The sequence below is a fragment of the Bradyrhizobium sp. SZCCHNGR1005 genome, assembly GCF_032489995.1.
In the GTDB taxonomy this organism is placed as follows: Bacteria; Pseudomonadota; Alphaproteobacteria; order Rhizobiales; family Xanthobacteraceae; genus Bradyrhizobium.
Map to the genome: position 1 here is coordinate 466,779 of NZ_JAUEZC010000001.1, position 21,861 is coordinate 488,639.

Annotated in this window: 17 protein-coding genes and 1 pseudogene; 4 read left to right on the forward strand and 14 right to left on the reverse strand. The window is 64.1% G+C overall.

The annotated features are described in order from the left end of the window. Nucleotides 1-2: 2 nt before the first annotated feature. Nucleotides 3-680: pseudogene (locus QXZ85_RS02215) on the reverse strand (cell wall hydrolase); the annotation flags it as partial. A gap of 794 nt (nucleotides 681-1,474) precedes the next feature. On the opposite strand from QXZ85_RS02215, the gene QXZ85_RS02220 reads away from it, so the two are divergent. Further along, entirely contained in the window at nucleotides 1,475-2,377 is a 903-nt protein-coding gene (locus QXZ85_RS02220; RefSeq protein WP_316192120.1) for a hypothetical protein, read from the forward strand. Nucleotides 2,378-2,528: 151 nt separating this feature from the next. Further along, entirely contained in the window at nucleotides 2,529-4,877 is a 2,349-nt protein-coding gene (locus tag QXZ85_RS02225; protein ID WP_316173470.1) for an ABC transporter substrate-binding protein, read from the forward strand. A gap of 91 nt (nucleotides 4,878-4,968) precedes the next feature. On the opposite strand, the gene QXZ85_RS02230 is transcribed toward QXZ85_RS02225, so the two are convergent. The 3 genes from QXZ85_RS02230 to QXZ85_RS02240 form a co-directional block, all read right to left on the reverse strand. After that, complete coding sequence (locus QXZ85_RS02230) at nucleotides 4,969-6,429, reverse strand: cell wall hydrolase (RefSeq protein ID WP_315767421.1); 1,461 nt, start codon at nucleotides 6,427-6,429, stop codon at nucleotides 4,969-4,971. 531 nt (nucleotides 6,430-6,960) lie between these two features. Continuing rightward, nucleotides 6,961-9,975 carry a pyruvate, phosphate dikinase gene (gene ppdK / locus QXZ85_RS02235; protein ID WP_315767420.1) on the reverse strand — a complete coding sequence of 1,005 codons (3,015 nt, stop codon included), beginning with the start codon at nucleotides 9,973-9,975 and terminating at the stop codon, nucleotides 6,961-6,963. 104 nt (nucleotides 9,976-10,079) lie between these two features. Beyond that, nucleotides 10,080-10,235, reverse strand: a complete 156-nt coding sequence (locus tag QXZ85_RS02240; RefSeq protein ID WP_315706704.1) for a DUF3096 domain-containing protein — start codon at nucleotides 10,233-10,235, stop codon at nucleotides 10,080-10,082. A gap of 237 nt (nucleotides 10,236-10,472) precedes the next feature. Between QXZ85_RS02240 and QXZ85_RS02245 the strand changes: the two genes are divergently transcribed. Then, nucleotides 10,473-10,808: a DUF1236 domain-containing protein gene (locus tag QXZ85_RS02245; protein ID WP_315741678.1), complete on the forward strand. Its 336-nt coding sequence runs from the start codon at nucleotides 10,473-10,475 to the stop codon at nucleotides 10,806-10,808. A gap of 199 nt (nucleotides 10,809-11,007) precedes the next feature. Here the strand turns inward: QXZ85_RS02245 and QXZ85_RS02250 are convergent, their stop codons facing one another. The 8 genes from QXZ85_RS02250 to QXZ85_RS02285 form a co-directional block, all read right to left on the reverse strand. Next, a complete protein-coding gene (locus QXZ85_RS02250; RefSeq protein WP_315741679.1) occupies nucleotides 11,008-11,604 on the reverse strand; it encodes a class I SAM-dependent methyltransferase in 597 nt (198 codons plus the stop codon). Between the two features lie 2 nt (nucleotides 11,605-11,606). Then, entirely contained in the window at nucleotides 11,607-13,712 is a 2,106-nt protein-coding gene (gene glyS / locus QXZ85_RS02255) for a glycine--tRNA ligase subunit beta (protein ID WP_315706707.1), read from the reverse strand. Beyond that, a complete protein-coding gene (locus QXZ85_RS02260) occupies nucleotides 13,712-14,158 on the reverse strand; it encodes an endonuclease domain-containing protein (RefSeq protein ID WP_316166855.1) in 447 nt (148 codons plus the stop codon). The genes glyS and QXZ85_RS02260 overlap by 1 nt, the downstream gene beginning before the upstream one ends. 79 nt (nucleotides 14,159-14,237) lie before the next feature. Further along, complete coding sequence (locus tag QXZ85_RS02265; protein ID WP_316166853.1) at nucleotides 14,238-15,197, reverse strand: glycine--tRNA ligase subunit alpha; 960 nt, start codon at nucleotides 15,195-15,197, stop codon at nucleotides 14,238-14,240. A 131-nt stretch (nucleotides 15,198-15,328) separates the two neighbouring features. Beyond that, the gene (locus QXZ85_RS02270) at nucleotides 15,329-15,520 is read right to left on the reverse strand and encodes a hypothetical protein (RefSeq protein WP_315706709.1); all 192 of its coding nucleotides are present in this window, start codon (nucleotides 15,518-15,520) and stop codon (nucleotides 15,329-15,331) included. Between the two features lie 111 nt (nucleotides 15,521-15,631). Beyond that, nucleotides 15,632-16,543, reverse strand: a complete 912-nt coding sequence (locus QXZ85_RS02275) for a S49 family peptidase (RefSeq protein ID WP_409977541.1) — start codon at nucleotides 16,541-16,543, stop codon at nucleotides 15,632-15,634. Nucleotides 16,544-16,762: 219 nt separating this feature from the next. Continuing rightward, nucleotides 16,763-17,545 carry a tRNA1(Val) (adenine(37)-N6)-methyltransferase gene (locus QXZ85_RS02280; RefSeq protein ID WP_316173468.1) on the reverse strand — a complete coding sequence of 261 codons (783 nt, stop codon included), beginning with the start codon at nucleotides 17,543-17,545 and terminating at the stop codon, nucleotides 16,763-16,765. Further along, nucleotides 17,538-17,765, reverse strand: coding sequence for a DUF2007 domain-containing protein (locus QXZ85_RS02285; protein WP_315706711.1), 228 nt, complete (start codon nucleotides 17,763-17,765; stop codon nucleotides 17,538-17,540). The genes QXZ85_RS02280 and QXZ85_RS02285 overlap by 8 nt, the downstream gene beginning before the upstream one ends. Before the next feature lie 174 nt (nucleotides 17,766-17,939). Here QXZ85_RS02285 and QXZ85_RS02290 point away from each other — a divergent pair, with 174 nt between their 5' ends. Beyond that, on the forward strand, nucleotides 17,940-18,950 hold the full coding sequence (locus QXZ85_RS02290; protein ID WP_315706712.1) for a polyprenyl synthetase family protein: 1,011 nt from the start codon (nucleotides 17,940-17,942) through the stop codon (nucleotides 18,948-18,950). A gap of 97 nt (nucleotides 18,951-19,047) precedes the next feature. On the opposite strand, the gene QXZ85_RS02295 is transcribed toward QXZ85_RS02290, so the two are convergent. Together QXZ85_RS02295 and QXZ85_RS02300 are read right to left on the reverse strand one after the other, a co-directional pair. Beyond that, a complete protein-coding gene (locus QXZ85_RS02295) occupies nucleotides 19,048-19,959 on the reverse strand; it encodes a 4-(cytidine 5'-diphospho)-2-C-methyl-D-erythritol kinase (protein WP_316173466.1) in 912 nt (303 codons plus the stop codon). Nucleotides 19,960-19,986: 27 nt separating this feature from the next. Next, complete coding sequence (locus QXZ85_RS02300; RefSeq protein WP_315728403.1) at nucleotides 19,987-21,798, reverse strand: tetratricopeptide repeat protein; 1,812 nt, start codon at nucleotides 21,796-21,798, stop codon at nucleotides 19,987-19,989. Nucleotides 21,799-21,861: the final 63 nt, after the last annotated feature.

The following is a 21,861-nucleotide window of genomic DNA, read 5'->3' on the forward strand; positions in this document are numbered from 1 at the left end:
AGCTATCGCCGCGTCCAGTTCGGATTGATCTCGGCTTCGCTCTTGGCCTCTTCCGCAAGCTCCTCGGAAATCGCCGCGGTCTGCGCCGGCGTGCCCCAGCTCGGGGCATCGCTGCCGTCACCCCAGGCCTTCGGCCGGTAGAAGGTGTGGACGCCGAACCTGTACATCCGCTTCATTTCGGAGACCCAGGACGGACGCACCCAATACGCGTGGTAGTGCGTCGACTTGCCGACCTCGGGCAGCCAGATCAGGCCGTTGAGCATGGCTTTGGCGATCTTCCTGGCGCGCTCCCACATGTCGGGTTCACGAATGACATCAGGCGTGCCGTCGCAGGCAAAGGTGAACTGACAGGCGTAGTGCCGATACTTATTCTGGTACACCACGCCGCAGACCGTGGTCGGATAGTAGCCGGAGAAGGCACGGTTCAGCACGACCTGTGCCACCGCGATCTGGCCGCGCACCGCTTCACGGCATGATTCGAAATAGACCGCTTCGGCAAGGCATTTCTCGGACTTCGCGCGCGCCTTCTCATCGAACAGGCCGAGCCGCTCGGCCGGCGTCTTGGCGTGCTGATTGTCGGCGTTGATCTCGCCCATATGCGCGATGCTCTCGCCGCTTTCGGAACGCGCTGCCGCATCGTTCGAGGCTGGCGGCAACGCCGCCATCGGCTTCAAGTCGGGGCGACGCGGCTGCGCGTTGGCAGTTGAACCGGAATCTCGAGATGTTGAGACCGAACGCAAGACAGGTTCGAGATTCCAGGTTCAAGGCTTGCGGCCTTGCCCCGGAATGACGGTGATCGTGGCGAAGCGGCCCTCGCCGGTCGATATAGACATTCGACTCGTTGTTTTTTGCCGCCTTGCTGGCATTTGGGGACAAGGCGCGACCTAATTAGTGCGCCCTGTCTCCGTCGTGAACATCCAATTGATCCGCGTTCGCTCGTCGAACAAATTGGCCGTGCCGTTGCGCCGGTCCTCGTCATCATGACGCGCGCGATCCAGGCGGACCTCGCTAGATGAGGTGGACGGGGCCATTTCGTCGAACAGATCAGCAGCTGACGCGGATGGTGCGGCCGGCCCGCCGCACGGATCGAGCACACCCTTCACGCGCGCAACTACTTTCAAGCGACCTTTGGGAGATGCACCGTGCCGGCGACATTTACCAGCAGTAGCGGAATAGCTGTACAGGCTCGCCATGATTTCGGCAAAAGAACCGCAGAACCTGTACAAATAAGAAAAAGAGATGGTCGGAATTTAGCGGTGCCCAAGTAGTAGCACGTGTTTCTGTCCGTCCTGATGACGAAGGGAATAGAACGTCACGGCAGCAGGAGATCGCGATTCATCGCTTGGCATAGCCATAGAAGCGATCGTCGGTGTCGCGGTCGGCCTGCAAGGCGAGTCGCCGAGCGAAATGGCGGCAAAGGGTCCAAGGAAGGACGCGGGCGGCGTGATGGCGCAGGTCCGCAGGAGTAGTTGGGATGAGTTCTGCATTGCGGAGTGGCGGATCGCGGATCGCCGCGGCTGATGCGCTGAGCGAACGTTGGCCCCCGGCAAAGCCTGCCGCTTTGTTCGACAGCCTCGCGCACGCGACTTCTGCGCCGGATGAGGATGCGACCACCGATCTGCCCCCGCCGTGGTGGCAAACCGCTTCAGCGGTCGACGATGCGGAGATACCGTTGACGCCCGTAGAGGCGGACCGATCCCGGCGGATCCGCGCACTCGATCCGGTCGTGATGCCTCCGCCTCCGCCCGAACGACTCGAATTCAGTTCTGTTTTCCGGTTCGGTGTCGCTGCGACTGTACTTTCGTGCCTCACGTTCCTTGCTGTAAGCATCATGCAGGTTCCGAAGATTGAAGCAGTTGCGAATTCCGACGCCACCGCTTCACCGTCTCCCCAAAGCTTCGGGCTGGTGGGGAAATCGAAGTCCTATGCCGGCCAAGCATCTGACGGACAAGCATCGGCGGAGGCCGCGACGCACGCGATCGGACGGGCCGATTCGGTCGTAGCGACGGTCCAGATCGTCAAGCCGGCTCCGGACGGGCCCCCACAGTCAATTCCGCCGAAAGCATCTCGCACGATCGCGACCGGGAGCCCTGCACCGTCGGCCGCGTCTACGCTGACCAAGGACGAGATCAGAGAAATGCTGAAGCGCGGACGCGATCTCATCGGCGCAGGCGACATTGCGAGTGCCCGTCTGATCCTGGCGCATGTCGCGGAAGGCGACGCCGAAGCATCACTGATGCTGGCCAATACCTATGACGCCGCGGTCTTGTCCAAGCTGAAAACCGTTGGCGTCGCGCCCGATCCGGCCCAGGCCCGCGCTTGGTACGCGAGAGCCGCCGAACTCCGGTCACTCGAGGCCCGGCGGCACCTCGAGTGACCCGAGCTTCGAGACCGAGTGATCCAGCGCGGTCTGATGCCGGTCGTTGCGCCGCATCTGCGACGGCCCGCGGACCGCTGAACAATGGTCGATTGAGTCGTGCGGGCGATGCGCGTCCCTGCAAAGTGTTTTATTGCGTGATGAGGTCGTGATGGGAATGTTTGATCGATTGTTGCGGCGGGCCCGGTCGTCGGCGTCCTGGGATCCGCGATTGCTTTGCGCGGCGTGTTCTCCGACCGTGGCGTTGCTCCTCGTGCTTGTCGCCGTGCCAGGCCTGGCGCGTGCTGCCGAGGGCGAGATCCGGATCGGCAATACGACGCCTTACACCGGGCCGGCGGCCGCCTACGGTATCGTGGGTAAGGTCATCTCGGCCTATTTCGAGAAGGTGAATGCCGAGGGCGGGATCAGGGGCCGCAAGATCACCTTCATCTCCTATGACGACGGCTATAATCCGCAGAAGACGGTGGAACTAACACGACGGCTCGTGGAGGAAGATAAGGTCGACGTCATCTTTGCGAGCGTAGGAACAGCGACCAGCGCGGCCGTGCGGCCTTATCTCAACGCGAACAAAATACCGCAATTGTTCGTCGGCTCCGGCGCTTCGATCTGGGATCAGCCTCGCGACTATCCTTGGACCATGGGAGCGCAGCCCAGCTACCAGATCGAAGCTCATATCCACGCGCAATATCTGCTCGAACAACATACCGGTGACGCGCGCATCGGTGTGCTGTATCAGGATGACGAGTTCGGCAAGGACTATCTCAAGGGCTTGAAGGACGGGCTCGGCGGCAAGCTGCCGATCGTCGCTGAAGCGGCTTACACGGTCACCGATACCGACATCAATCTGCAGATCGCGAAGCTGAAGGCCGCCGGCGCCAACATCCTGATCGACGTCAGCACCCCGAAATTCACGGTGCTCGCGATCCGCCGCCTCGCCGAGCTCGGCTGGAAACCCGAGCACATCATCCCGACGATTTCGGATTCGATCGCCACCGTGCTGCAGCCTGCAGGCCTGCAGAACGCGGAAGGACTACTTTCCGCCACTATCCTGTACGAGGGCGGTGTGCAGGGCGGCGATCCCGGCTACGCCGAGTGGTCCGCGTTCATGGACCGCTATGCGCCTTCAGTCAGCAAGATCAACAGCCTCGGAATCGTGGGCTACGCGCTCGCCAACCTGATGGTTGCCGTCCTGCATAATTGCGGCGACGACTTCTCCCGCGACAATATCATGAAGCAGGCGCGTTCCTTGAAAGGGACGCAGCTTCCGATGCTGATTCCCGGGATCGTCGCCAATACCAGCGCCAGCGACCACGCGCCGATCGAGCAGATGCAGATGAAGCGTTTCGTCGGCGGTCACTGGGAACGGTTCGGACCGGTGCGCAGCGGAATCGACCCGGGCGCCGTCAGCGATTCGTTCAAGGCGATCTTCCGCTATGCGTCGGCCAAGCGGGACCTTGCAGGTCAGCTCAACATAAATACGGTGAGCCTGATGACCGGCTCTTATGGCAGCACCTATTCCCAGATGGGCGCCGACGTCGCCTCGGTGCTCAACGACGGGATCAACCTGCGGGTCATGCCGATCCTCGGCAGCGGTTCGGTTCAGGCGGTGGCCGATATCCTGATGCTCAAGGGAGTCGACGCGGGAATTGTGCGCAAGGACACTTTATATTATCTCGAACGCAAGGGCTTCGCGAGCAACATCCGCAATCAGCTGGTCTATGTCACCAAGATGTTCAACGAGGAAATGCATGTTCTGGCGCCGCGATCGATCCGCACCATGAAGGACCTCGACGGCAAGACCGTTGCCGTCGACCTCCCGGATGGCAGCACTTTCGTGACCGCGATCAACGTGTTCGAGCGGCTCCAGATCAAGCCACACCTGCTCTATATCGAGCCGCGCATCGCGCTCGAGATGTTGCGCAAGGGCGAGATCGACGCGATCATTGCGGTCGACGGCAAGCCGGTTCCCTGGCTCAGCCAGATCACGGATACCAATCTGCATTTCGTTCCGGTCGGCTACGACAAGCCTTTGCGCGAGGAGTATCTTCCTTCTCGGCTCGACGCGGACGACTACCCCAACCTGATCTCCAGATCCGAGCCGGTCGAAACGATCGCGGCTGAAGCGATCCTGGCGTCGTATAATTGGCAGCCGGGAAGCGACCGCTATCGCCGGCTGTCGCTGCTGGTCAAGTCGCTGTTCTCGCGGATGTCGGAGCTGCAGCGGCCTCCCTTCCATCCAAAATGGCGGGAGATGGCGCCGCGTGCGCCGGTGGCCGGATGGACCAGGTTGCGGGTCGCGCAGGAATGGCTCGATGGGACGATTTCCGGACCCGCGGCGACCGCTCCGACCACCATCAGATCGTCGAAGCCGGTCACGGCCGCCGCACCGTCCCCGCGCATTCCCGTCGCCGCGAAGCCGCCGGCCGCAACGCCGCCTGACCAGTCGCGTCAGCCCGAGTTGTACCGCCGCTTTCTCGAGTGGAACGCGACGCATCACTAATTCGGCTCCGCCCGGCATCGACGTCCGCATCGCACCCGAATGCAGGGGACGTTGCAGGACTTAGATCAACCGTCAGAAGCCTGTGCCGAGATCAGCGCCGCGTCCAGTTCGGATTGATCTCGGCTTCGCTCTTGGCCTCTTCCGCAAGCTCCTCGGAAATCGCCGCGGTTTGCGCCGGCGATCCCCAGCTTGGGGCATCGCTACCGTCGCCCCAGGCCTTCGGCCGGTAGAAGGTGTGGACGCCGAACTTGTACATCCGCTTCATTTCGGACACCCAGGACGGGCGCACCCAATACGCGTGGTAGTGCGTCGACTTGCCGACCTCGGGCAGCCAGATCAGGCCGTCGAGCATGGCTTTGGCGATCTTCCTGGCGCGCTCCCACATGTCGGGTTCACGAATGACATCAGGCGTGCCGTCGCAGGCAAAGGTGAACTGACAGGCATAGTGCCGGTACTTGTTCTGATACACCACGCCGCAGACCGTGGTCGGATAATAGCCGGAGAAGGCACGGTTCAGCACGACTTGCGCCACCGCGATCTGGCCGCGCACCGCTTCGCCGCGTGATTCGAAATAGACCGCTTCGGCGAGGCATTTCTCGGATTTCGCGCGCGCCTTCCCATCGAACAGGCCGAGGCGCTCGGCCGGCGTCTTGGCGCGCTGATTGTCGGCGTTGACCTCGCCCTTATGCGCGATGCTCTCGCCACTTTCGGAAGGCGCTGTCGCATCGTTCGACGAAGGCGACAGTGCCGCCATCGGCTTCAAATCGGGATCCGGCAGCACGATCAGCGGCGCCTCACCGGGCTCCCAGCTTTCGATGCTGCCCGCCGTGCCGCCGAGCGAACTCGTGCCGAAATAGAGACTGGTCGTTTTGATATCGAGGCCGTCGTAGGACACCGCGCTATCTTCGGGCGAACCAGTCGACAGCTTCGCTTCGTTCGTCGATTGCGACGAAGACGGCGCGCTATATTGCTCGAGCGGCGGCGCGCGCAACGCCTCCTGCAGTTCCGGATCGAGCGGCGCGCGCGAGGCGGCCGGCATGTCCGTCGGCGCCTCGGCCGTCCTTGCGCCGAACACCGAGGAATTGGAGTTAGCGGGCTGCCCGGGCGGCGACGCGGACTCCGCTGGGGTGGGCTGTTCAATCTTGTCAGCCGGCACAGTCGGCGGCGTGACCACCAGACGGTCGCCCTTCAAGGTGCGATCGACGGTCGGGAAATCCGACGCTTGATACCGCGGCGGTACCTGCAGCACAGGATTGCGCGGCACCGCACCGGTGACGTCCGCGTCGCGGTTGACGAAACTTGCGAGCCGGACCATCGCGCTCTGCGGCACGGACGTGCCGATCGGCCGGCTGAAGCTGTAGGTCGCGAGCTGAATGGAAGCGGCTGCGGAGAACACGCGCTTCTGCCAGCGCTCGGCAACGCCGGGCTGCCGGGCAAGCAGTGATGCGATGTCTTGGTAACCGGTCTCTGTCGGCATCAATGCGAAGACGCAGAGACCGAGTCCGAAGGACGCAAATCGCGCGCCCTTCGGACCGGGACGCAAAACTAACATCGATACGCTCAACGCAACGCTTACTGGTTTCGATCGAACACGGTGCGTCCGTGCAATTCGATCGTTTCCCTTCGTAATCGGTTTAGGTTGCTGAGGCGTTAAAGCGCGTTGCAGTCATGAGACACGCAAGTCGGCATGTCATGCCGACCGGAGCAATCGAATAGCTTGGTAAACAGGGCGGCGACGAAAACAGTAAATTCGAGGTCAACGCGCGTGGTGAATAAATTGCTGCGGGAATCGCGCGCAGCACAGCGCGCTTGCTTGAATTGCGGCGTCATTTTCGGGGCGATGCGCGAACACAGTGATGGAACCATTCGCGCAGACCCGTGACGAACGGCAGCGCGCATTGCGCCCATGAGAACTGCGGGACTCCGCCTCGGACACATCTCGCGCCGAATCGCTGCGCGAATTTGTCGCATGGCACTGCGCCGGAACGACGCGGCTATCAGGAACATCTCGCAAGTTCCACACGCCCTCACGAAAAAGGCCGGCAAGTTATGCCGGCCTTTTCCAAACTCCCTGCAACGATCCTTACGCCTGGCTCGCGATCTCCTTGCCGAGCGCGGCCTGCGCGGCAGCCAGACGCGCGATAGGCACGCGATAGGGCGAGCACGACACATAGTTCATGCCGATCTGATGGCAGAACTCGACGGAGGCGGGATCGCCGCCATGCTCGCCGCAGATGCCGACCTTCAACGCCGGGCGAGTCGCTCGGCCGCGCTCGACGCCGATCTTGACCAGTTCGCCGACGCCGGTGCGATCGATCGAGATGAACGGATCGATTTCGAGAATGCCCTTGGCGATGTAGGTGCCGAGGAAGCTCGCAGCGTCGTCGCGGCTGATGCCGAAGGTGGTCTGGGTGAGGTCGTTGGTGCCGAACGAGAAGAACTCGGCGGCCTTGGCGACCTCGCCGGCCATCAGCGCCGCGCGCGGCAGCTCGATCATGGTGCCGACCTGGTATTCGAGCTCGGCACCGGTCTCGCGCATGACTTCCTTGGCCATGGCATCGATGCGCGCCTTGACCAAGTCGAACTCGGCCTTGGTCGCGATCAGCGGGACCATGACTTCAAGGCCGACGGCCTCGCCCGTGCGCTTCTCGGCCTCGACCGCCGCCTCGAAGATGGCGCGCGCCTGCATTTCCGCGATCTCCGGATAGGCGATCGCCAGACGACAGCCGCGGAAGCCGAGCATCGGGTTGAACTCCGCGAGCTCGCGGGCGCGGTCGGCGAGCCGGCGCGGATCGGTGTTCATCGCGCGCGCGACTTCCTCGACCTCGGCTTGCGTGTGCGGCAGGAACTCGTGCAGCGGCGGATCGAGCAGGCGCACCGTGACCGGCAAGCCCTTCATGATCTCGAACAGCTCGACGAAGTCGGCGCGCTGCATCGGCAGGAGCTTGGCCAGCGCGGCGCGGCGCTCCTGCTCGTCTTCGGCGAGGATCATCTCGCGCACGGTGCGGATGCGGGTCTCTTCGAAGAACATGTGCTCGGTGCGGCAAAGCCCGATGCCCTCGGCACCGAACTTGATCGCAGTGCGGGCATCGTCCGGCGTATCGGCGTTGACCCGCACGCCGAGCTTGCGGACTGCATCAGCCCAGCCCATCAGCGTGCCGAACTCGCCCGACAGCTCCGGCTCGATCATCGGCATCCGGCCGGCAAGCACCTGCCCGAGCGAGCCGTCGATGGTGATGATGTCGCCGGTCTTGAAGGTGCGCGAACCGATGCTCATGGTGCCGCGGCCGTAATCGACGCGGATGTTGCCGCAGCCGGAGACGCAGGGCTTGCCCATGCCGCGCGCGACCACCGCCGCATGCGACGTCATGCCGCCGCGCGTGGTCAAGATGCCCTCGGCCGCGTGCATGCCGTGGATGTCCTCAGGTGAGGTCTCGATGCGGACCAGGATCACCTTGTGGCCGTCGGCCTGCAGCTTGGCCGCTTCTTCCGACGAGAACACGATCTCGCCCGAAGCCGCGCCGGGCGAGGCCGGCAGGCCGGTCGCGATCACGTCGCGCTTGGCCGTGGGATCGATGGTCGGGTGCAGCAGCTGGTCCAGCGAAGCCGGCTCGACGCGCAGCACCGCATCGCTCTTGGAGATCAGCCCCTCATTGGCGAGCTCGACGGCGATGCGCAGCGCGGCGCGCGCCGTGCGCTTGCCGCCACGGGTCTGCAGCATCCAAAGCTTGCCGCGCTCGACCGTGAACTCCATGTCCTGCATGTCGCGGTAATGCTGCTCCAGCAGCGTGTAGATCCGCGTCAGCTCCGCGAAGGCATCCGGCATCGCCGTTTCCATCGACGGCTTGTCGGAGCCGGCCTCACGACGCGCTTCCTCGGTGATTTCCTGCGGCGTGCGAATGCCCGCCACCACGTCCTCGCCCTGCGCGTTGATCAGGAATTCGCCGTAGAGCTTGGCCTCCCCGGTCGACGGATTACGGGTGAAGGCGACGCCGGTCGCTGAAGTATCGCCCATGTTGCCGAACACCATGGCCTGCACATTGACCGCTGTGCCCCAGGATTCCGGAATGTCATGCAGCTTGCGATAGGTCACTGCGCGCGCATTCATCCAGGATGAGAACACCGCGCCGATGGCGCCCCAGAGCTGGTCGTGCGGATCCTGCGGGAAATCCTTGCCGGTCTCGTGCGCGACCGCTTCCTTGTACTTGCCGACCAAGTGCTCCCAGTCTTCCGAGGTCAGGTCGGTATCGAGCGTGTAGCCCTTGCTGTCCTTGTAGGTGTCGAGGATGTCCTCGAAATGATGATGCTCGAACCCGAGCACCACGTCGGAATACATCGTGATGAAACGACGATAGCTGTCGTAAGCGAAGCGGCGATCGCCGGACAGCGAAGCCAGGGCCTCGACGGTCTCGTCGTTGAGGCCGAGGTTGAGCACGGTGTCCATCATGCCCGGCATCGAGGCGCGTGCACCGGAGCGCACCGAGACCAGCAGCGGATTCGCGGCATCACCGAATTTCTTGCCGGTCAGCTTGCCGACATAATCGAGCGCCTTCTCGACCTGCGACACGAGCTCCTTCGGGTAGCTCTTGTCGTTGGCGTAGAAGTAGGTGCAGACCGAGGTCGGAATGGTAAAGCCGGGGGGCACCGGAAGGCCGAGATTGGCCATCTCGGCGAGATTGGCGCCCTTGCCGCCCAACAGATCGCGCAGGCTCGCTTTGCCCTCGGCCTTGCCGTCGCCGAAGGTATAGACCCACTTGTTCGGCTTGATCGCGCTCGCAGCGCTCTTGGCCGCGGGCTTCGCGGCCGGCTTCGACGCTGCCTTTGGTGCAGTCTTGGACGCGGGCTTGGATGCAGTTTTGGGCGCCGTCTTCGGAGCGACCTTTGCAGCAGGCTTCGGAGCCCCCTTCGGTGCAGACTTCAGCGCAGACTTGGGAGCAGCCTTAGCTGCAGCCTTGGCGGGCGCCTTCGCGACCGGCTTGGCAGCAGACGACTTGAGCGCCTTGCGTGGCGGTGCGAGCGCGGCGGCCTTCGCCTTGGGCTGCTTAGAAGCCCTTGATTTCGCTGCGACTTTCTTCGACTTCGCTACCGCTTTAGCCATGAGGTGCTTCGATCCGCAAGTAAGGAGGAGAAATCGCGCGCCTTACACCACTTTGGGGGCGCAGGCGCAAGCGAAAGGGTTCCGGAATCCGGCGTTTAGGCGATTTAGAGGTGAATCCACTTCAACAGGCCAAGCCCGATCAGGCCATTGAGGATGAGGAAGATCGCGACGATGAAGTTGAGAAGGCGTGGCATGATCAGGATCAACACTCCGGCAACGAGAGACATGATCGGCGACACGTGGGCGACGGTGAGGGTCATCGAAAGACTCTGGCTTTTGCAGATTTGACGGGCGGGACGATTCGAGCGGCTCGGACTTTATCCTCGCTCATCGTGGCGGAATAGAAGACTCCTCCGGGAACATTGGTTCCCGCGCCCGCTGAAATTGCTCAAAAATCCGATCGAAGCGCGCGTCGGCGGAACGATGCGCGGAGAGCTGCATTGGGAAGCGTGTGCCGGCCGCGTGCCGGCTTCACGAAATGCAAGGAGTTCGGTCCAATGCGAAACCATCTCATCGTCGCGGCCCTGACGGCTGCGGTCGTGACGCCGGTGGCGGCGCAGGCGCAATCCTACGGCGTGGTCGTCGACGACGATGCGCCGGCGATTGCCGTGGAACAGCGCCCGGCGTTCCGCGAATATGTGGTGCGCGAACGCGTTCCCAACTATGTGATTCCGGATCGCGTGGTTGTTGGCGGCGTCCTGCCGGACACCGGCGTAACTTATTATGACGTGCCGCCGAGCTTCGGTGCAGCGCGGTACCGCTACACGGTGGTGAACGGTGAAACCGTACTGGTCGAGCCGCGCACACGGCGGATCATTCAAGTCGTCGAATAGGCTTGAACCGAGCATGATCTGCGCAAGGGCTTGAACGGCCTTGTCAGGACGGGAAGCAATCCCCACTTTCCTGGTCATGCTCATGAGCTGCATTCGGTCGCCAACGCCCCCGCAAGTGGCCGGATGTGAAGGCCCTGCCCGGTTCCCCCCGCCGGGCGGGGCTCTTTCGTTGGATGACCTGTCGGAAGGCCTGCGCGGTTCAGTCGGGCTTTCTTGCAACCAGCCGATGGATGGTCTTGCCTGACGACGAACTGACCACCTCCTCATCGAGCAGCAGGACGGCGGCCGACAGCTCGGCGCGCACCGAGGCAACGTCGACCGCAGCGTAGAGGCGTCCCTGCCCGTCGCGGACATCATCGCCCTTGGTGACACGCCAGCTCAGATACAGGGTGCCGCCGGGCCTTGCGATCGCCAACATGCGCCGCACCGAAGGCGCCACCAAGGCGCGGTCGAGATGCATGATCACGGTCTCGCACAGCACGTTCTCGAAGCTGGCGTCCGCAATGCCTGGCAACTCCGGCAGTTCGCTGCGATCGAAGACCAGCTGCGGATAGCGCGCGCGAGCTTCGGCTAGCAGGCCCTCCGAAGCGTCGAAGCCCTGTGCCGGATAGCCATTGGCCTCGAGCCAGGCGACCTCGCGGCCGCTGCCGCAGCCGATGTCCACGGTGCGGCCGCCCTTGATGAAGAAGCGCCTGACGATGTCCTGCAGATCCTCGGGCGCCGGCTGCGTATGCCAATCGGCGGCAAACGCCGCCGCAGCCTGGTCATACGCTGCGAGCGTCTGCGGATCAGCCATCGTTAGCCCTCGATCTTGGAGAAATCCGCCACGGCGCGCGTCGCGCTGCGGATCTCGTTCAAGAGCTTCAGGCGGTTCTCGCGGATTTTTGGATCGTCGTCATTGACCTTGACCTTGTCGAAGAACGCATCGACCGCAGGCCGCAGCTTGGCCATGGCGGTCATGGCCGCGGCGAAGTCTTCCCTGGCCACCGCTGCATTCGCGTCCACGGTCACTTCGCCGATCGCCTTCGCCAGCGCCTTCTCCTCGTCGAGCTTGTACAGCGACGCATCAGGCGCGCCCTCGAACTTGCGCTTGTCCTTCTTCTCCTCGATGGCGAGGATGTTGGACGCACGCTTGGTGCCGGCGAGCAGGTTCTTGCCGTCATCGGTATCGAGGAACTTGCCGAGCGCCTCGACGCGGCGGACCACCATCAGAAGATCGTCCTGGCCACCGAGCGCAAAGACGGCATCGACGAGATCATGCCGCGCGCCCTGCTCGCGCAGCTGCACCTTGAGGCGGTCGGCGAAGAAGGAGAGCAGGTCGGCTGCGAGCTTTTCCGGATCGCCGGTGCCTTTGCCCTGCAGCCCCGACAGTGCAGACTTCGCGACCTGCAGCAGTGACAATCGTAGCGTGTTATCAGTAATCAGCCTGATCACACCCAACGCCGCGCGACGCAATGCATACGGGTCCTTCGAGCCGGTCGGCTTCTCGTCGATCGCCCAGAAGCCCACCAGCGTGTCCAGCTTGTCGGCGAGCGCAACCGCGACCGAGACCGGATCGGTCGGCACGCGATCGTTCGGGCCCTGAGGCTTGTAGTGCTCCTCGCAGGCGGCGGCGACCGATGCGTCTTCGCCCTGCGCCAGCGCGTAGTACTTGCCCATCAGGCCCTGCACTTCCGGGAATTCGCCGACGACCTCGGTCAGGAGATCGGCCTTGGCGAGCTTGGCGGCACGTTTGGTTGTCTCGACGTCAGCGCCAACGAGCGGCGCGATCTCGGCGGCGAGGCGCTCGATCCGCTTGATCCGCTCGGCCTGGGTGCCGAGCTTCTCGTGGAACACGATCTGCTCGAATTTCGGCAGGCGATCTTCCAGCCGCGTCTTCAGGTCGGTCTCGTAGAAGAACTTGGCATCGCTCAGCCGCGCGCGGATCACGCGCTCGTTGCCGGCGATGATGGTCTTGCCGCCGTCGCTGGCCTCGATATTGGCGGTGAGGATGAATTTCGGCGCGAGGCCCCCTGTCTTGGGATCACGCACCACGAAGCATTTCTGGTTGTTGCGGATGGTGGCGCGGATCACCTCGCCGGGGACCGACAGGAAGTCCGGATCGAACGAGCCCATCAGCACCACCGGCCATTCGACCAGGCCCGACACCTCGTCGAGCAGCGCCGGATCTTCAACCAGCTCGTAGCCTTGCGCAAAGGCAAGCTGCTTGGCGTCGGTGACGATGGTGTCCTTGCGCCTGTCAGGATCGAGCACGACCTTGGCATCGAGCAGCTTGGCCTCATAATCCTCGAAGCGGCGCACGGAGATCGGCGCAGGCGCCATGAAGCGATGGCCGAACGTCGTCTGCCCGGCTTCGATGCCGTCCACCGCGAAAGTGACGACATCGGGCTCCTCGGTCTCGAGGCCGAACGTGGCGGCGATCGCGTGCAGCGGCCGCACCCAGTTCAGCGCGCCGGGCCGTTCCGAGCGCTTGCCCCAGCGCATCGATTTCGGCCAGGGGAAGGTGCGCACGATCACCGGCAGCATCTCGGCGAGCACATCGAGCGTGGCGCGGCCCGGCTTCTCGATCAGCGCGACGTAGAAATCGCCCTTCTTCGGATCGCGCTGGACGGTGGCTTCCTCGATCGAGGACAGACCGGTGGCTTTCAGAAAGCCCTGGATCGCGGCCTCAGGTCCGCCGACGCGCGGGCCCTTGCGCTCGTCCTTCAGATCGGCCTGCCGCGCGGGGATGCCGTGCACGGTCAGCGCCAGCCGCCGCGGCGTCGCAAACGCCTTGGCGCCCTCATAGACGAGCCCCTCGGCGACGAGCTTGTCCGTCACCATGCGGCGCAGATCCTCGGCCGCCTTCGCCTGCATGCGCGCGGGGATTTCTTCGGAGAACAGTTCAAGAAGGAGATCGGGCATTAGTGATGCTCTTTGCGAGGACGCCGCGGCTTGCGCTGCTGCGCCTCCCCTCCCCCTTGCGGGGAGGGGGCGGGGGTGGGGGTCAGCGCGCGCTGAATTTCGTGGAGGACGCCGTTAATATTTCCGAGGACGTCGTTGTTCCAAAAGCGAAGAATGCGGTAGCCCGCAGCTTCGATGCGGCGCGCACGTGACGCGTCTGCCTCCTGCTGCCAGTCATGCTGGCCACCGTCGAGTTCGATCACCAGTCTGGCCTTGCGGCTGGCGAAATCAACGATGAAGGGGCCGATCGCCGCCTGACGGCGGAAGTGCGAACCGGCCACATTGATGTCATGACGGAGCCGCAGCCAGAGCATGCGCTCGGCTTCGGTCGGCTCCGCCCGCATGTGCCGAGCGAATGTTCGTTGGCGATCATCCATCACGAACGATTCAATCAGATAGACCATCATTTGTGGACCCCCACCCCCGACCCCTCCCCGCAAGGGGGAGGGGAGCAGCGGCACCGAGCAATACTTGAATGAGCCGGAATTAGCCGGTGTGCGATGCCCCCACCCCGCCAGCCTCCGTGTGCAGCCAGGCTTCGCCGCAGGCCTTGGCGAGTTCGCGGACGCGTAGGATGTAGCTCTGGCGCTCGGTGACGGAGATGACGCCGCGCGCATCCAGGAGGTTGAATACGTGGCTGGCCTTGATGCACTGGTCATAGGCCGGCAGCGCCATCAGGTGTTCCTTGCGATTGCCCAGCTTTGAATTGTCTTGCCAGCCGGCGGCGAGATATTTCTTGCAGGCGTCCTCGGCCATCCGAAACTGCTCGAACAGCATCGCGGTGTCGGCATATTCGAAATTGTGCCGCGAATATTCCTGCTCGGCCTGCAGGAAGACGTCGCCATAGGTGACCTTTGCGTCGCCGTCGCGGCCGTTGAAGTTGAGATCGTAGACGCGGTCGACGCCCTGCACATACATCGCCAGACGCTCGAGCCCGTAGGTGAGTTCGCCCGCGACCGGCGCGCATTCGAAGCCGGCGACCTGCTGGAAATAGGTGAACTGCGACACTTCCATGCCGTCGCACCAGCACTCCCAGCCGAGGCCCCAGGCGCCGAGCGTCGGGCTTTCCCAATCGTCCTCGACGAAGCGGATGTCGTGCACGGCGGCGTCGATGCCGATCGCTCCGAGCGACTTCAGGTACAGCTCCTGAAGGTTTGGCGGCGACGGCTTCATGATCACCTGGAACTGGTAATAATGCTGCATCCGGTTCGGGTTTTCGCCGTACCGGCCGTCCTTCGGCCGCCGTGACGGCTGCACATAGGCCGCATTCCACGGCTTCGGCCCGAGCGCGCGAAGAGTGGTGGCGGGATGGAAGGTGCCGGCCCCCATCTCCATGTCGTAGGGCTGCAGGATGACGCAGCCCTGCTCGGCCCAGAACCGTTGCAGGGCCAGGATGAAGCCCTGGAACGAGCGTTCCGGGCGCATGTGCAGGGGCAGCGAATCCATCGTCGGTATCAGTCTTTGCGCAAAGCGGGGAAAAGCGCGCGGACCGTATCGGCGGGTGGGCCAGGAATCAAGGCAATGGCGGCGACTAGCGCCGCCATTTGCAAGGGTTACTGCAAGGCTTACGGCGAGCCTCAGCCCGGCCGGTAGGCGCCGGTGACGGGGTCGCGGCGCAGCGTCTTGATTTCGCCGGCATGCGCGGTTTCCGCCATGCGCGACAGCCGGACCTCTTCCAGCTCCCGATTGATCCTTTGTGCGGTCTTATAGGCCCAGCGGACCATGGCAAGCCCGCCCAGCACACCAGCAACGGCGACAAACGGCGGCATCGGTCGTTCCTTCATCCTCGTGAGGAGAGCCACCCCCACTGATATATTCGCCGATCCGGGTTCCCCAGGCAATTGGGATCGCTGGGACCAAATGGCGCGGATGGCGCGTGTTTACAGCCCGAATCTGGCCCAAATCGCGCGTGTTTCGACCGCTGAGATCACTTCCTCGGCAAGGCCGCTCCAGCCGCCGAGCGCTCCCGCCAGACTGCCGGCTCCCGGCGAACGGCGGCCGAGCAGCCCGCTCAGCATACCTCCCGGCGGCACCACGACGGGCGTTACGACCTCTTCGCCGAACCGGGTTCGCAAGGTCGCGCGCAGATCGCCGACCGCATCGGCGAGCCCGAGCTGAATGGCGCTGTCGCCGGCCCAATATTCGCCGGTGAACAGCACGTCGTCCGGACCTTTCAGACGGATGCCACGGCTTTCCTTCACCAGCGAGATGAACAGCGCGTGGATCTCGCGCTGGATCTTCTTCAGCCGCGCCACGTCATCCGGGTTTTCAGGCAGGAACGGATCGAGCATCGCCTTGTGCTCGCCGGCCGTATAGAGCCGGCGCTCGATCCCGATCTTCTTGATCAACTCATGAACACCGAACGAACCGCCGACCACCCCGATCGAACCCAGGATCGACGACGGATCGCAGAAGATCTCATCGCCGGCGCAGGCGATCATGTAGCCGCCGGAGGCGGCGACATCCTCGACGAACACCAGCACAGGCAGCTTCTTCTCCGCCGCGAGTTGGCGGATGCGCAAGTAGATCTGGCGGGACTGCACCGGCGAGCCGCCGGGAGAATTGATCACGAGCGCCACCGCCTTGGCGTTGCGCATCGAGAATGCCCGCTCCAGCATCTTGGCGACGCCGGCAAGCGTCAGTCCCGGCCGCAGCGGGGTCACCGCGCCGATCACACCCGACAGGCGGACGACAGGGACGACAGGCGCCCCCCGGAGCCTCGCCGGCAGCATCGCCTTCCAACGCTCGAACAGGGTGGGCGTGCTGTCGGCTTGGGTCAAATTGTCCACCATCGACTTACCTCGAATTAACCATTTTTTATCGCGCCGCTGCCATCCAAACGGCTGGAACGCGCGATGTAATCGCGTGGTTAGCAGATGCAGGGGCGGCGGAGGAACATATGAAGATTTATTTGCTGGTGCTGCTGCTCGGGACGCTCCTCACCGCCATCCGCTTCACCGCGGTCCCCGAGCGCCGCTCGGAAACGCTGCCGCAATAACGCCGAGCCTACCTCAAGCGTTCGCCTTGCGATTCATGGGGGCAAGCGGCAACGTGCCCTGCCCCGCCATCGCGGCCTCGATCACAGCGTTTGGCTGGCCCGGGGATGGGTTCAGCGCAATACCAGCCAGGATCTGAAGCGGCGCGCGTCCACCCTTGATGGCGCGCACCAGGATCCGGATCGCAGGCTTCCCCACATCGCCATGAACTGGCAACAGCACCAGGCTGCCGAAGCCGCGTGACAGTGCCGCCAACACCTCGCCCGCCCCATCGGCCCGCCAGATCAGGGTGAGCGCGCCGCCGGATTTCAACATCCGCCGGGCCGCGTGAATCCACGCATCTAAAGTTGTTGAATCTGACATGTGCGCCATAGCGCGTGTAGAATCGGGCGACCGCCGGTGCCGGGCGGGGTCATTGAACGGCGGATTCATCAGCACGACATCGACGCTGTCCGGCGCCAGCCCTGCGCCGGTAAGGGCGCTCGCCTCGCCCGACACATCGCACACGACGACATCAGCCGGAATCGCATTGGCCGCGGCATTGTGGCGCGCAAGAGCTGCGAGACCGGGATCGATCTCGACCAGCGTCAACGCGAGCCCGCCGACCCGCGCCGCTACGGCAAGACCCGCCGCGCCGACGCCTGCGCCGAGATCGACCACACGGTCGTCCGGGCGCACGGCCGTGGCCGCCGCGAGCAGGATCGCATCATGCCCGGCGCGATGACCTGAAATCGGCTGGCGCAGCCGCAACCGCCCGCCGAGAAAGGCATCCTCGGAAAAGGCGGCGGCCTCATTCATCAGGGCGCAACTCATGTGCAAGACCAGCCTCGGTCAGCAGCCGGCGGGCCTGAACATTGTCGTCCTCATGCACCAGGATTCGCCGCGGCAGGATGCCGAGCGAGCCCTCGATGACGCTCATGTTCTGGTCCAGCACCAGGTGATCGATATTGGCGCCCTGCAGCAGCGCCTCGATCGCCGAAACCAGCACGATGTCGTTGGTTCGAACCAATTCCCGCAAGCGTCCTGCCTCCCTGTCCGGCCCGGTCAAGGTTCCGTGTCAAGCCTTGCCGCGCCGCGCCGCAGTTTCTATTGTGCAGCTCATGTCCCGGCTCCGGCATTCGTATAAGCATTCGCCGCAACATGATACGAATGTCAGAGCCGGGACACTAGATTGGCAAGAGCGGAGACCAGCGTGGCGGTGATTGTACCTTTCGAGAGCCCATCGAGCGCTTCGATCGACGGGCTTGTCGCGCTGGTTGCCGCCGACATGGAACGGGTCAACGCCACGATTCTTTCGCGGACCGGATCGGACGTGACGATGATCCCGGAGGTCGCCAACCATCTGATCTCCTCCGGCGGCAAGCGACTGCGGCCGATGCTGACGCTCGCCATGGCCAACCTCGCCGGATACACCGGCGACGGCCACATCAAGCTCGCCGCCGCCGTCGAATTCATGCACACCGCGACGTTGCTGCACGACGACGTCGTCGATGAGAGCGAAATGCGCCGCGGCAAATTGTCCGCGCGCATGCTGTGGGGCAACGAGGCGAGCGTGCTGGTCGGCGACTTCCTGCTCGGCCAGGCCTTCCGCATGATGGTCGAGGTCGGCTCGCTGCGCGCGCTCGACATTCTCTCCGCTGCGGCCGCCACCATCGCCGAGGGCGAGGTGATGCAGCTCGCGGCCGCCAAGAACACCGCGACCACCGAGGACGAATATCTCGCCGTGATCCGCGGCAAGACCGCGGAACTGTTCGCAGCCGCCTGCGAAGTCGGTCCGGTGCTGGCCAACCGGCCCAAGGCCGAGCAGACCGCCTGCCGGTCGGTCGGCATGAATCTCGGCATCGCCTTCCAGCTCGTTGATGACGTGCTCGACTATGGCGGCAAGTCGGCAAAGCTCGGCAAGAACATCGGCGACGATTTCCGCGAGGGCAAGATCACGCTGCCCGTGGTGCTGGCGTTCCGCCGTGGCAGCGACAGCGAGCGCGCCTTCTGGATCCGCGCGCTGGAGCGCGGCGAGATCGGCGATGCCGATCTCGATCACGCGATCGGGCTGATGAACAAGCATCGCGCCCTGGAGGACACCATCAGCCGCGCCCAGCACTACGGCGCCATGGCGGTCGATGCGCTGGCGCTATTCCCGGCCTCGCCCATGAAGACCGCGCTGGAACAAGTAGTCGCGTTCTGCCTGGCGAGGTCGCATTAGCAGTTTCCGTCATTGCGAGCGAAGCGACGCAATCCAGAGCCGACCTGAAGATTCTGGATTGCTTCGTCGCTAGCGCTCTCGCAATGACGAGCGTTACTTAACTCAGCGTCCCCGCATGCACCCACCACTCCGGGTGGTCGGTGCCGATCCGCCGGCCGGCGGTTTGCGCTTCGGCAGCATCGCCGAAGATGGCAAAGCAGGTCGCACCCGAGCCCGACATCCGCACCAGCAGCGCGCCTGCGCAGGTCCCGAGGGTCGCCAGCACGTCGGCGATGACGGGCTGCACTTTGAGCGCTGGCTGCTCGAGATCATTCGGCACCCGCTCGAGGGCATGGACCCAATCAGTTATCGAGGCCCCCGCTTCCGGCCATGCCGGCGCGGTCACCACATCGGTGACACCGACCCGCAGATCTCCCGGCCTCAGCCCCAGCACCTGGAACACGTCCTTGGTCGCCACCGGCACGCGCGGATTGACCATCACGCACGGCAGGACCGGAATATCGAGCGGCAGCAGCTTCTCACCGACACCGGTCATGTCGCAGGCCTGCGATGCCAGGCACACCGGCACGTCGGCTCCGGTCTTCAGGGCCACCGCCACGAGCCTGGGATCGTCGAGCGCAAGACCGTTCAACCGCGCCAGCAGCCGCAGCGCCGCCGCCGCGTCAGCTGAGCCGCCGCCGATCCCGGCCGCGACCGGCAACACCTTCTCCAGCGTGAACGCACCGAACTTCAGATCAGGAACCGCATCCGACAACAGCCGCGCGGCCTTCAGCACCAGGTTGTCCGAGGTCTCACCGCAGGCTGCGGCCAGCGGCCCGGCCGCGGTCAGGGCCAATTCCGGGCCCGGCGCCAGACCCAGCTGATCGGCGCAATCTGCAAACGCCACGATGCTTTCGAGGTCATGATAGCCGTCGGCACGACGACCGACCACGCGCAAGGTCAGATTGACCTTGGCGCGCGCCTGATCGCTGAGCCAGTCTGCGCTGCACTCTGTCCCGGACGCCGGCATCGGCGGAAAGCCCCCAAGCTGCGGCTCTCAGCCGCCCTTGCCGTCTTCCTTGCCGTCGTCCTTCTTCTTGTCAACAGCGGCGTCCTTATTGTCGGCGGAAGCCGCCGCCGGCGTAGGCTCGTCCGGCAGGCCGTTCTGGATCTTGGCCTCGATCTTCGGCAGGTCGTCCGGCTCGGGCTTGAGGTCGCGCGCATGTGCCCACTGGAACTTGGCTTCCAGCTTGCGACCGATACGCCAATAGGCATCGCCGAGGTGATCGTTGATGGTCGGATCTTCCGGCTTCAGATCGATCGCACGCTCGAGGTTCTTCACCGCCTCCTCGTAATTGCCGAGGCGGTAATAGGCCCAGCCGAGCGAGTCGACGATGTAGCCGTCGTCGGGCCGCTGCTCGACGGCATGCTTGATCATCTTCATGCCTTCGTCGAGGTTGGTGCCCTGGTCGATCCAGGAATAGCCGAGATAGTTGAGGACATGCGGCTGATCGGGCTGCAGCTCCAGCGCCTTGCGCATATCGGCCTCAGCCTTGGGCCACTGCTTGGAACGCTCCTCGCAGATGCCGCGATAGTAGTAATAGATGCTGTTGGCCTTGTCGTTGTTCGGCGGCAGCGAGTCGATGCCGAGCGAATAGGTCTGGGCGCAGTCGGCGAACTTCTTGCGGCCACGCTCGATATTGCCGAGCGCCATGATGGCTTCGAGGTCCTTCGAATCCTGCGCGATCACGTCCTTCAGGATCTTGATCGCCTCGTCGCTGCGGTCGGCCTGGTCGAGATCGGTCGCAAGCTGGATCTGCGCATTGCGCTTCAAGGGCGACGACGCCGGCACCCGCTCATAGACCTTGATCGCCATCTGCGGCTTCTTCACGGTCTCGTAGAGATCCGCGAGCGACAGCAGCGCCAGCGGGTGGTTCGGCTGCAGATGCAGCGCGAGCTGCAGATAGACCAGCGCGAGATCCTCGCCGCCGCGGCGGGTCAGCGTCGCGCCGATTCCATAGAGCGCCTCGGCCGCACCGGCCTGCGCCGAATCCACCAGCGGTGGCAGCTTCTTGCCGGCCTTGGTCTCGCGCAGACCTTCCATCACCAGCGGATGCCGCGCGAGCTTCTTGTCAAACGCCTCATAGATGGCGGTCGCAGAAGCGGCGTCCTTGTTGCGCGAGAGCCAATGCGCATAGGCCTCGGTGATCCGCAGCATCGAATCGTCGAGCTTATAGGCGCGCTCGAAGCGCGCACCGGCGTCCTTCTCCTTGCCGGCGAGCTCATAGATCATGCCCGCATGCAGGTCCTTGAAGATCGGATACCATTCGGGACCGGCGAGCTTGTCGATATTCGCGACCGCCGTCTTGGTATCGCCCGCGCCATAGGCCGCCCAGGCGGACAGCAGCGTGGCGACGAGATCGGTGATCGGACCGCGCACCGACTGGTTGATGTTGGCCTGCGCGGCCGCGTATTTCTTCTGCTTGATGTCCTGCACGCCGACGACGAGGCGCGCGATCTTGTTGGACTTGTCGACGGTCAGGATGCGCTCGGCGAGCTTGACCGCTTCATCGATGTCGCCATCGGCGACCGATGAGATGAACGCGCGGTCGAGCAGTTCGTTGTTCTTCGGATCGCTGCGCAGCGCGGAGCGATAGAAGGCCGCCGCGGAGGCCGCATCGCGCTCGACGCTGGCATGGCGCGCGGCGAGATAGCTGCCGGAGGTGGTGAGCGATTTCAGGTCGTGGCTGGTCGGAAACTGCGCGGCGCTGTCGCTCGGACGATCCGGCGTCTGCGCCGCGGCTGCAACCGGAAGCAGCAATGCGGCAAGGGCGACGGCAGTCCAGCGGTTGCGACGAGTTGATGACATCACGGTTCGCTCTGGTTGGTGGAAATCACGAGAGATCGTTGCGGACACGACCCAAATAGGCAG

What these genes read in the sequence shown, in the direction of transcription:
- QXZ85_RS02220 (WP_316192120.1), top strand. Translation starts at nt 1,475, where the DNA reads ATGAGTTCTGCATTGCGGAGTGGCGGATCGCGGATCGCCGCGGCTGAT.
- QXZ85_RS02225 (WP_316173470.1), top strand. Translation starts at nt 2,529, where the DNA reads ATGGGAATGTTTGATCGATTGTTGCGGCGGGCCCGGTCGTCGGCGTCC.
- QXZ85_RS02230 (WP_315767421.1), bottom strand. Translation starts at nt 6,429, where the DNA reads ATGTTAGTTTTGCGTCCCGGTCCGAAGGGCGCGCGATTTGCGTCCTTC.
- ppdK (WP_315767420.1), bottom strand. Translation starts at nt 9,975, where the DNA reads ATGGCTAAAGCGGTAGCGAAGTCGAAGAAAGTCGCAGCGAAATCAAGG.
- QXZ85_RS02240 (WP_315706704.1), bottom strand. Translation starts at nt 10,235, where the DNA reads ATGACCCTCACCGTCGCCCACGTGTCGCCGATCATGTCTCTCGTTGCC.
- QXZ85_RS02245 (WP_315741678.1), top strand. Translation starts at nt 10,473, where the DNA reads ATGCGAAACCATCTCATCGTCGCGGCCCTGACGGCTGCGGTCGTGACG.
- QXZ85_RS02250 (WP_315741679.1), bottom strand. Translation starts at nt 11,604, where the DNA reads ATGGCTGATCCGCAGACGCTCGCAGCGTATGACCAGGCTGCGGCGGCG.
- glyS (WP_315706707.1), bottom strand. Translation starts at nt 13,712, where the DNA reads ATGCCCGATCTCCTTCTTGAACTGTTCTCCGAAGAAATCCCCGCGCGC.
- QXZ85_RS02260 (WP_316166855.1), bottom strand. Translation starts at nt 14,158, where the DNA reads ATGATGGTCTATCTGATTGAATCGTTCGTGATGGATGATCGCCAACGA.
- QXZ85_RS02265 (WP_316166853.1), bottom strand. Translation starts at nt 15,197, where the DNA reads ATGGATTCGCTGCCCCTGCACATGCGCCCGGAACGCTCGTTCCAGGGC.
- QXZ85_RS02270 (WP_315706709.1), bottom strand. Translation starts at nt 15,520, where the DNA reads ATGCCGCCGTTTGTCGCCGTTGCTGGTGTGCTGGGCGGGCTTGCCATG.
- QXZ85_RS02275 (WP_409977541.1), bottom strand. Translation starts at nt 16,543, where the DNA reads ATGGTGGACAATTTGACCCAAGCCGACAGCACGCCCACCCTGTTCGAG.
- QXZ85_RS02280 (WP_316173468.1), bottom strand. Translation starts at nt 17,545, where the DNA reads ATGAATGAGGCCGCCGCCTTTTCCGAGGATGCCTTTCTCGGCGGGCGG.
- QXZ85_RS02295 (WP_316173466.1), bottom strand. Translation starts at nt 19,959, where the DNA reads ATGCCGGCGTCCGGGACAGAGTGCAGCGCAGACTGGCTCAGCGATCAG.
- QXZ85_RS02300 (WP_315728403.1), bottom strand. Translation starts at nt 21,798, where the DNA reads ATGTCATCAACTCGTCGCAACCGCTGGACTGCCGTCGCCCTTGCCGCA.